This window comes from Candidatus Magnetominusculus xianensis (assembly GCA_001541255.1).
Lineage (GTDB): Bacteria > Nitrospirota > Thermodesulfovibrionia > Thermodesulfovibrionales > Magnetobacteriaceae > Magnetominusculus > Magnetominusculus xianensis.
On the sequence record LNQR01000012.1, the window covers coordinates 1 to 8,403 of the forward strand.

General features: G+C 45.1%; 8 protein-coding genes and 1 tRNA gene. 7 read left to right on the plus strand and 2 right to left on the minus strand.

Annotated features, from left to right (window positions below):
- On the minus strand, window positions 1-2,067 hold a 2,067-nt coding region (locus tag ASN18_RS01580; RefSeq protein WP_085050852.1), incomplete at its 3' end, for a vitamin B12-dependent ribonucleotide reductase.
- A gap of 199 nt (window positions 2,068-2,266) precedes the next feature.
- Between ASN18_RS01580 and ASN18_RS01585 the strand changes: the two genes are divergently transcribed.
- The 7 genes from ASN18_RS01585 to ASN18_RS01615 all read left to right on the plus strand — a co-directional run bounded on the left by ASN18_RS01585 (window position 2,267) and on the right by ASN18_RS01615 (window position 7,960).
- Entirely contained in the window at window positions 2,267-2,692 is a 426-nt protein-coding gene (locus ASN18_RS01585; protein ID WP_085050853.1) for an RDD family protein, read from the plus strand.
- Window positions 2,689-3,714 carry a rod shape-determining protein gene (locus tag ASN18_RS01590; protein ID WP_085050854.1) on the plus strand — a complete coding sequence of 342 codons (1,026 nt, stop codon included), beginning with the start codon at window positions 2,689-2,691 and terminating at the stop codon, window positions 3,712-3,714. The genes ASN18_RS01585 and ASN18_RS01590 overlap by 4 nt, the downstream gene beginning before the upstream one ends.
- Complete coding sequence (gene mreC, locus ASN18_RS01595; RefSeq protein ID WP_085050855.1) at window positions 3,714-4,508, plus strand: rod shape-determining protein MreC; 795 nt, start codon at window positions 3,714-3,716, stop codon at window positions 4,506-4,508. Before ASN18_RS01590 ends, mreC begins: the two co-directional genes overlap by 1 nt.
- The gene (gene mreD / locus ASN18_RS01600) at window positions 4,509-4,964 is read left to right on the plus strand and encodes a rod shape-determining protein MreD (RefSeq protein WP_085050856.1); all 456 of its coding nucleotides are present in this window, start codon (window positions 4,509-4,511) and stop codon (window positions 4,962-4,964) included. It begins immediately after the preceding gene.
- Window positions 4,957-6,717 carry a penicillin-binding protein 2 gene (gene mrdA, locus ASN18_RS01605; RefSeq protein ID WP_085050857.1) on the plus strand — a complete coding sequence of 587 codons (1,761 nt, stop codon included), beginning with the start codon at window positions 4,957-4,959 and terminating at the stop codon, window positions 6,715-6,717. The genes mreD and mrdA overlap by 8 nt, the downstream gene beginning before the upstream one ends.
- Before the next feature lie 11 nt (window positions 6,718-6,728).
- A complete protein-coding gene (gene rodA / locus ASN18_RS01610; RefSeq protein ID WP_236861426.1) occupies window positions 6,729-7,847 on the plus strand; it encodes a rod shape-determining protein RodA in 1,119 nt (372 codons plus the stop codon).
- A 39-nt stretch (window positions 7,848-7,886) separates the two neighbouring features.
- Window positions 7,887-7,960 (plus strand) — tRNA-Met (locus ASN18_RS01615).
- Here ASN18_RS01615 and ASN18_RS17880 read toward each other — a convergent pair.
- Window positions 7,920-8,237 (minus strand): helix-turn-helix domain-containing protein, encoded by a 318-nt coding sequence (locus tag ASN18_RS17880; RefSeq protein ID WP_085050859.1) that lies wholly within the window; start codon window positions 8,235-8,237, stop codon window positions 7,920-7,922. The genes ASN18_RS01615 and ASN18_RS17880 overlap by 41 nt on opposite strands.
- Window positions 8,238-8,403 lie beyond the last annotated feature (166 nt).

An 8,403-nucleotide genomic window follows, 5' to 3' on the forward strand; every position in this document is an offset into this window, starting at 1 on the left:
TTGCGTGATAATCTCATCCGGGCTTATATTACACCTGAGGGCAAGCGATACAAGCCTTCCAATTGCCTCTGATTGGCTTGCGGCACAGCCGCCGGCCTTTCCTATGTGATTAAACACCTCAAAGGGCATCCCGTTTTCATCTTCATTAATAGTGACGTAGAGGTTGCCGCAGCCGGTAAGTGTCGCTTCTGTTGTACCTTTTATGACCCTGGGACGCTTTTTGGGTACAATTTTTATGTTCGAGAGAGATTGAGGCGATTGGGCCGCCTGGACCGCCTGGACAGTTTGAATAGAACCAGACGTACAGCTTCTGCTTCCCGAGCCGGTCTCAGCGTTTCCAGATGGGGTAACTGCAAGTACCTGTCCGTCTCTTGAGCCGTCTCTGTACACGGTAACGCCCTTGCAGTTGAGCTGGCTGGCCAGCATATAGACCTTCTTTACGTCATCTATTGTGGCGCTGTTACGAAAATTAACCGTCTTTGAGACGGCATTGTCGACATATTTCTGAAACGCTGCCTGCATTCGTATATGCTCCTCTGGTGATATATCATGTGCTGTCTTAAACAGCGCTGCCACATCTGCGGGTACCGACTTTACGTCGGACAAACAATGACTGTGGGCTATCTCTTCCATAAGCTCAGGGGTGTAAAACCCCCGCTCTCTGGCAATCCTCTCAAAATGGGGATTGACCTCTATAAGTTTTGTCCCTTCCATAACGGTTCTTACATAAGAAACTGCAAAGAGAGGCTCTATGCCCGAAGAACATCCCGCGATAATGGACAAAGTCCCGGTTGGGGCAATTGTTGTGATAGTCGCGTTTCTCAGTTTTAGGTTGCCGTCATATACGCTGCCCGCATAATTTGGAAATGTACCGCGCAACAAGGCAAGCCCCTCTGAGGCAGCACGCCCTTCATCACGAATATACCTCATCAACTGCTCAGCCAGCTCAAGGGACTTTTCACTGCCATAGGGAATCTCGAGCTGAATCAGCATATCTGCCCAGCCCATGACGCCGAGGCCTATTTTCCTGTTAGACTTGGTCATCTCTTCGATTTTATCAAGGGGATACTTGTTTAAGTCTATTACGTTGTCAAGAAAGTGGACGGCCTTGTGTGTTACGGCCTTCAATTTATCCCAATCTACGGTCATGCCGCCATCGCGCCTGACCGCCATATTAGAGAGGTTTATAGAACCAAGATTGCAAGATTCAAAGGGCAGGAGCGGCTGCTCTCCGCACGGGTTTGTGGCGTCAATCCTGCCGACAAGCGGCGTTGGATTTGATTCGTTCATTTTGTCTATGAATATGATGCCTGGCTCTCCGTTTTCCCATGCGTGTTTTACAATTAAGTCAAACACATACGCGGCGTCAAGTTTGCCGGTGCCGGTGCCCCCGCGAGGATTTATAAGCTCATATTCTGAGTTTGAGTTAACGGCCTCAATAAATTTCGTTGTCAGCGCTGCTGATATATTGAAATTATTTAGTTTTGTGCTGTTGGACTTGCACGTGATAAAGTCTATGATGTCCGGGTGGTCTACGCTGAGAATGGCCATGTTAGCGCCCCGGCGTGTGCCGCCTTGTTTAACGGCCTCAGTTGCGGTGTCAAAGACTGCCATAAAGGACACCGGCCCGCTGGATATGCCCTTTGTAGAGCCGACTACATCACCTTTTGGGCGCAGCGATGAAAAACTAAAGCCCGTCCCACCGCCGGACTTGTGAATCATAGCGGCATTTTTAACAGCCTCAAAAATACTCTCCATCGAATCACCAACAGGAAGCACAAAGCAGGCGCTCAACTGCCCAAGCCTTCGCCCTGCGTTCATAAGCGTCGGGCTGTTTGGCAGGAAGTCCAGGGCGGTAATCATCTCGTAAAACTCCCTCTCCAGCGCGTCAAGGTCAGTAAAACTCTTCCCATAGTTCAGGTCTGCTGCGGCAATGGCCTTTGCTACCCTTCTGAGCAGATCGTCAGGGGTTTCGCTGACCACACCCTGCTCGTTCTTCCTGAGATAGCGTTTTTGCAGAACCTTAAGGCCATTCGGTGTTAATTTTATGCCAGTATATGTATCCATTTCTAAGTGCTGCCCCCCAATAATTTTGTCTTATGAAAGCCGCTGTTTGCAAAACGGCAGATGTAACAGAAGTCTAATTTTACTACATTCAGGTTAGTATCGCAAGGTTTTTTTTGGGCAGAAATATATTTTATGGCAGAAATGACAGAGCCTGATGTAATTCATTGAAAATTCAAGCGCTTATCTGTTACTATTTTCTATGGGTAAAGTGGAGATAACTGCCGGTATTCTGCCGCGTGTCCTTGCCAAGGCAATAGACCTTGTGCTGTGTCTGCTGATGATGGAACTGCTGCCAAAGGCAGGGTTTTATGCGGCTGTGATATTTATATTAGTAGGAGACAGTTTGTACAAAAGGGCAAGCATTGGGAAAAAGCTGATGGGTATGGAGGTCAAATCCCTGCGTGGGGATATGGTATCTCCTGCACACTGTTCAATACTGAGAAACAGCACTATTGCCCTTGCCCTTGTCCTGTGGAAATTACCGCTTTTTGTGGGCTGGTTTTTTTTTATTGCATTTGCGGGCATAGAATTCATTATAATGATTGGCAGTGCCAATAGGATGAGAATTGGAGATGAGCTGGCAAAAACAAAGGTAGTTGAGATAGTCTTTAAGGAGGAAGGATGATTTTTAGCAAACTCTTAGGGTTGTTCTCTAATGATTTAGCTATAGATTTAGGAACTGCCAATACGCTGGTATATGCCAAGGGCAAGGGCATAGTGTGTAATGAGCCATCTGTAGTAGTAATGAGAATGGATACAAAAAAAGTAGTGGCAGTGGGGGCGGAGGCAAAGAGAATGCTTGGTAAGACCCCGGCCAATATAATGACCATAAGGCCGATGAAAGACGGCGTAATAGCAGACTTTAACGCAGCCGGTGAGATGTTGAAGTATTTTATCAAAAAGGCACACAACAGAAAGAGTTTCGTATCTCCAAGGGTAATCATAGGCGTACCGTCTCAGATAACCCTTGTTGAGCAGCGTGCCGTAAAAGAGGCGGCAGAGGCATCAGGGGCGCGCGAGGTATATCTGATAGAAGAGACAATGGCGGCTGCCGTAGGGGTAGGGCTGCCGATTGACGAGCCATATGGCAATATGATAGTTGACATCGGTGGCGGCACCACAGACGTTGCTGTCATATCGATGGACGGCATTGTTTACAGCAAGGCGGTAAAAGTGGGCGGCGATACAATGGACGAGAAAATCGTGGCCTATGTAAAGGAGAAATATAGTTTTTTAATAGGGGACAGGACGTCAGAGCAGATTAAAATAGAGATAGGCTCGGCCTTTAAACTCGACGAAGACCGCACATATGACGCAAACGGCAGAGACCTCATCTCCGGCATTCCAAAGTCCGTAAGAATAAGAGAAGACGAGATAAGAGAGACCCTTGCTGAACCGGTAAGTCTAATAGTAAGCACAATAAAGACAGCCCTTGAGAACACCCCGCCTGAGCTGGCCTCAGACATAGTGGACAACGGCATAGTTCTCGCAGGCGGAGGCGCACTGTTAAAAGGAATCGATGCCTTAATCAGACAGGAAACAAGGCTGCCTGTTGTGGTGACAGATAGTCCTCTTACTGCGGTGGTAATGGGAGTTGGCAAGATGCTTGAGGACCTGGCGCTGTTAAAGAGGATTGCCGTTGGTTGATGACTAAAAGGAGCCAGGCACTGTTCTTAGTCTACTTGTTTTTTTGCATTTCGCTCATGTCGATACAGAGTATTAAGGGGCCGCTCCAGCCGCTTTTTTTTATTCGTTACCCGTTGAATTATATAAACGAGGCCGTAACATCTCTTATATATTATATTAAAAGACCGTTTGTTGTCGCACTTAATCTTGAAAGGCAAAACGAACAACTGAAAAAAGAACTTGATATATTACTGTTAAAAAAACAGGAGTATGAAGAGACTATAATAGAAAATGCCCGTCTGAGACAACTGCTGGACTTGAAACAGCAGGTGCCCGAATATGTGACCACTGCAAAGGTGATCCTAAAAAATCCTGACATGTGGGCACAGACCCTGGAAATAAATAAGGGATATAAAGACGGTGTAACAAAAGACATGACCGTGCGAACAGTACAGGGGTTGATTGGGAAGATAAAAAGGGCGGATGCCCATCACTCCATAGTGCTGCTGCTGACAGACGTAAGCTCCTCTGCTGCTGTGAAGTCTCAGGACAACAGAACCGAGGCAATCCTGGTTGGCGTGGGAGAGGACTACTGCAATCTAAAACACGGTGTGGATATGGAAAAAACAGCAGTCGGAGATATAATAATTACATCAGGGTTAGATTCGTTGTATCCGGCAGGTGTTCCGGTAGGTAAGGTGATATCGAGTGAGAAAAACCCTACAATGTTTGAGCAGGATGTAAAAGTAGCCCTCTTTGCAAATCCACAAAAAATCGACGAGGTCATGGTTATAACCCGCAGCCGGGACATGTAAATGAAGTGGCTCAAAGAGAACATTCTATGGATTACCCTTGTAGCGCTGGCCGTTGTGATAGATGAAAGCAGAGTATACAGGGTAAACGTCATGGTGGTGCTGGTCTATTATATAGGGATACGATGGGATACGAGGAAGGCAGTCCTGTGGGCATTTATTATTGGGCTTTTGCTGGATAGTATTGCCTTAAAGATTTTGGGGCCAAATATACTTTCAAAGGGTACGCTTATTTTTATGGCGTATTTTTTTCAGACAGGGATATTTAATCTCACGTCGTTGTTAAATGCGATTCTGTGCTTTGCCTTTACCGTAGCAGATAATTTTATTGTCTATTATTCTCTCACACTGTTTGATACAAAGCCGGCTGAAATAGTTTATGCTGTCAATATTACATTATATCAGGCCGTTATAAATGCCGTTATAGGGTATTTTGTAATAAGAGAAAGAGATGAATAAGGAATATTTTGAAAAGTACTCGAGCCTGACGATATTTATTGTGATGCTGTTGTTTTTTACGCTGGTGCTGAGGATATACCAACTGCAAATACTAAAAGGTGACCAATACAGAGAGGCTGCCAACTCAAACAAGATAAGGGTAATAACGCTGCCTGCAGCGCGGGGAATAATCTATGACAGAAACCATGTGCCGCTAGTGAAAAATGAATCCTCATATTATGCCTCGCTGACACCGGAAACAAAAAATATAGACACTGCCGGTCTGTCAGCGCTGCTTAATCTCGACGAAAAAAAACTGATCGCCAAGCTGAAAAAGGGAGAGAGCTACAGGTTTAAGTCCATAGTGTTGAAAGAGGGTCTGACGTTTAAGGATGTAGCCGCTATAGAGGCAAGGAGGTCAGATTTCCCAGGGCTAATGGTCGAGCCGAATCTCACCAGACACTATTTATTTAACAGCATTGGCTCGCACGCTATTGGATATATAGGGAGAATGACGCTCAGGCAAATGCAAAGTGCGGATTATGACAACATAACCCCTGAGACATTTGTCGGGCAGTGGGCGGCAGAGGAGTTTTATGATAAAGAGCTGCGTGGTTCTGCAGGGGAGAAGATAATTGAGGTAGACGCCCTCGGCAGACAATTAAAACTCATCGGGCAGACAAAGCCGAAGATGGGAAACGATATAACCTTGAGTATAGATATAGGGCTGCAAGAGGCCGCAGAGAAGGCATTTAAAGGGAAAATTGGTTCAATGGTAGTGGTAAACACGAGAAATGGCGAGGTACTGGCGCTGGTCAGTCTGCCAACTTTTGACCCCAATGACTTTGTCATGGGAATAGAGACAGACAAGTGGAAGGCCATGCATAATGACAAAAGGCATCCGCTTCTGAACAGGGCCTTACAGAGCGCATACCCGCCGGGTTCGGTATTTAAACCTGTCGTAGCGATAGCCGCTCTGGAGGAAGGTATTACTGATGTCAACTCAGGTACTCAGTGTAAGGGCTCGCTTGAGTTTGGAAAATACTCTTTTGGCTGCTGGAAAACTCATGGAGATGTGAGTTTTCACAAGGCGATGATAGAGTCATGCGATGTGTTTTATTACGAAATTGGTAGAAGGTTAGGTGTAGAAAGAATAGAGAAATACGCCAGGATGTTTGGTCTGGGGACGAGTACAGGCTTAGGGCTAAGGCATGGGGTGGATGAGAAAGACGGCACAATGCCTTCTGCAAAGTGGAAAAAAAAGCCGGAGAAAAGACAATGGTTTTTAGGTGAGACACTAAGCGCGTCCATTGGGCAGGGCTACGTGTCAGTAACACCGGCACAAGTGGCGCAGATGACGGCAATGATAGCAAACGAGGGCGTGATAATGCCGACTACGATGCTTAAGGATGGAAATATTAACAATAACATGGCAAAGAGGCTTAACATACGTCCTGAATCATTCGATGTAGTGAAAAACACCATGTATGCAGTTGTAAATGAAGAAAGAGGCACGGGAAAAGATGCCAAAAGCAGTGTAGTCAAAATATCAGGCAAAACCGGCACGGCACAGGTTATTGCTGGCAGGCTTAAGAGTGAAAAACAAAAGGCACGATTCAGAGACCACGCATGGTTTATTGCCTACGCGCCTTCGTCCAATCCAGAAATAGCTGTGGCCGTAATAGTTGAACACGGTGGTCATGGTGGCAGCACTGCCGCCCCAATAGCAAAAGAAGTGATTGAGGCATATTTCAAAGGCAAGGCCAATAAATAAACATGTGGTTTGTGCAGATAAACAGAAAGTATCTGAAACTGTTCGACTGGTATATGTTGGCGCTGCTTCTGGCTATCAGCATAATTGGGGTGATGACGATATACAGTGCAACCAGGCCGATAATAACCACCGTACAGCCAAATTACTATATTAAGCAGATAGTATGGATAATAGTAGGATTGGCGGCGTTGTTAGCGGCTGCTGTGTATGATTACAATTGGTTAAGGAAATCAGGGTATATATTATATATTGCAGGGCTTGTGATGCTTGTCATCGTGCTGTATGCTGGCAAGCGTGGAATGGGGGCGCAGAGGTGGCTTGAGTTAGGGCCGGTTTCTTTTCAGCCGTCGGAGCTGTTTCGTATATTGTTAATAGTAGGCGTGTCGAAATATTTAAGCACAATAGATGGTCTACTGACAAGAAGGACATTTTTAATATCGTTGTTGGTATTTGGCCTTATACCGTTTGTACTTATCCTTAAACAACCTCACTTGGGAACAAGTTTAGTCTTGTTATCGACATTTTTTTTCCTTGCAATTGCAAAAAAAATAGAAAAGAAATTGATGATAACACTGATAATAGTTGCCATTGCGGTACCGCCTGTTGCTGGCAATCTTATATGGAAACACTTAAAAGACTATCAAAAGAAAAGAATAGTTGCCTTTATCGAACCCGAGGCCGACCCCAGGGGAATAGGGTATCAGGTAGAGCAGTCAAAAATAACTATAGGTTCGGGGCAGGTATTTGGACGAGGATATCTGAAAGGCACTCAGGGGCCGCTTAGATTTTTGCCTGAGAAACATACGGACTTCATATACTGTATCTTTGCCGAGGAATGGGGTTTTGTGGGAAGCGCGGTAATAATTGCGTTATACCTGTTGTTATTTCTGCGTGGTATATCTACGGCGTTGAGGTCAAAGGATGAGTTTGGGCGGTACCTTGCGCTGGGGTTAACGTTTATGTTATTCCAGTATTTTTTTATTAATATGGGTATGGTACTTGGAATGATGCCGGTAGTAGGAGTACCTATACCGTTTATGAGCTATGGGGGGACAACGCTGATAACTAATTATATCGCAATAGGGATATTAATAAATATTCGAATGAGGAGATTAGCCATCTGTTATTAATTGATGGGGATTTGTTATAATAAGCAGATTGAGGCCATTGGCGGTGTAGCTCAGTTGGTCAGAGCATGCGGCTCATATCCGCAGTGTCCGGGGTTCAAATCCCTGCACCGCCACTCCACGAGTTTTCCTACGCTCTTCTGAGGGAGTAGGAGCGATTATGATATTTGGTGATCTGTATAAACTTACACCTATGTGTTCGAAAAAATCATAAATAGTTATATTGAGACCCTTACACAAATCGAAAAGCGTGTCCACGCCAGGCATACTCTGACCGTCCTCAATCTTTTTAATATGCGATGGTGACAAACCAGTTCTTTTCGATAACGCGTCCAATGAATATCCCTCATTCAGGCGTAGTTCTTTCAAAAAATCGTGTCCAAGTAAACCCATCTTAACCTCCGTTGATCATTATCATACCTGATCCTATTATAATATATTTTATTCTATAAATGACACGCTAATGTTTGGGTCTGCGTCAAAAAAATGGGATAAGGTGTTGAGCTTTTTATTTGGCCATGTTATTGTAGATATATATCTACAATAACATGGAGGTTCA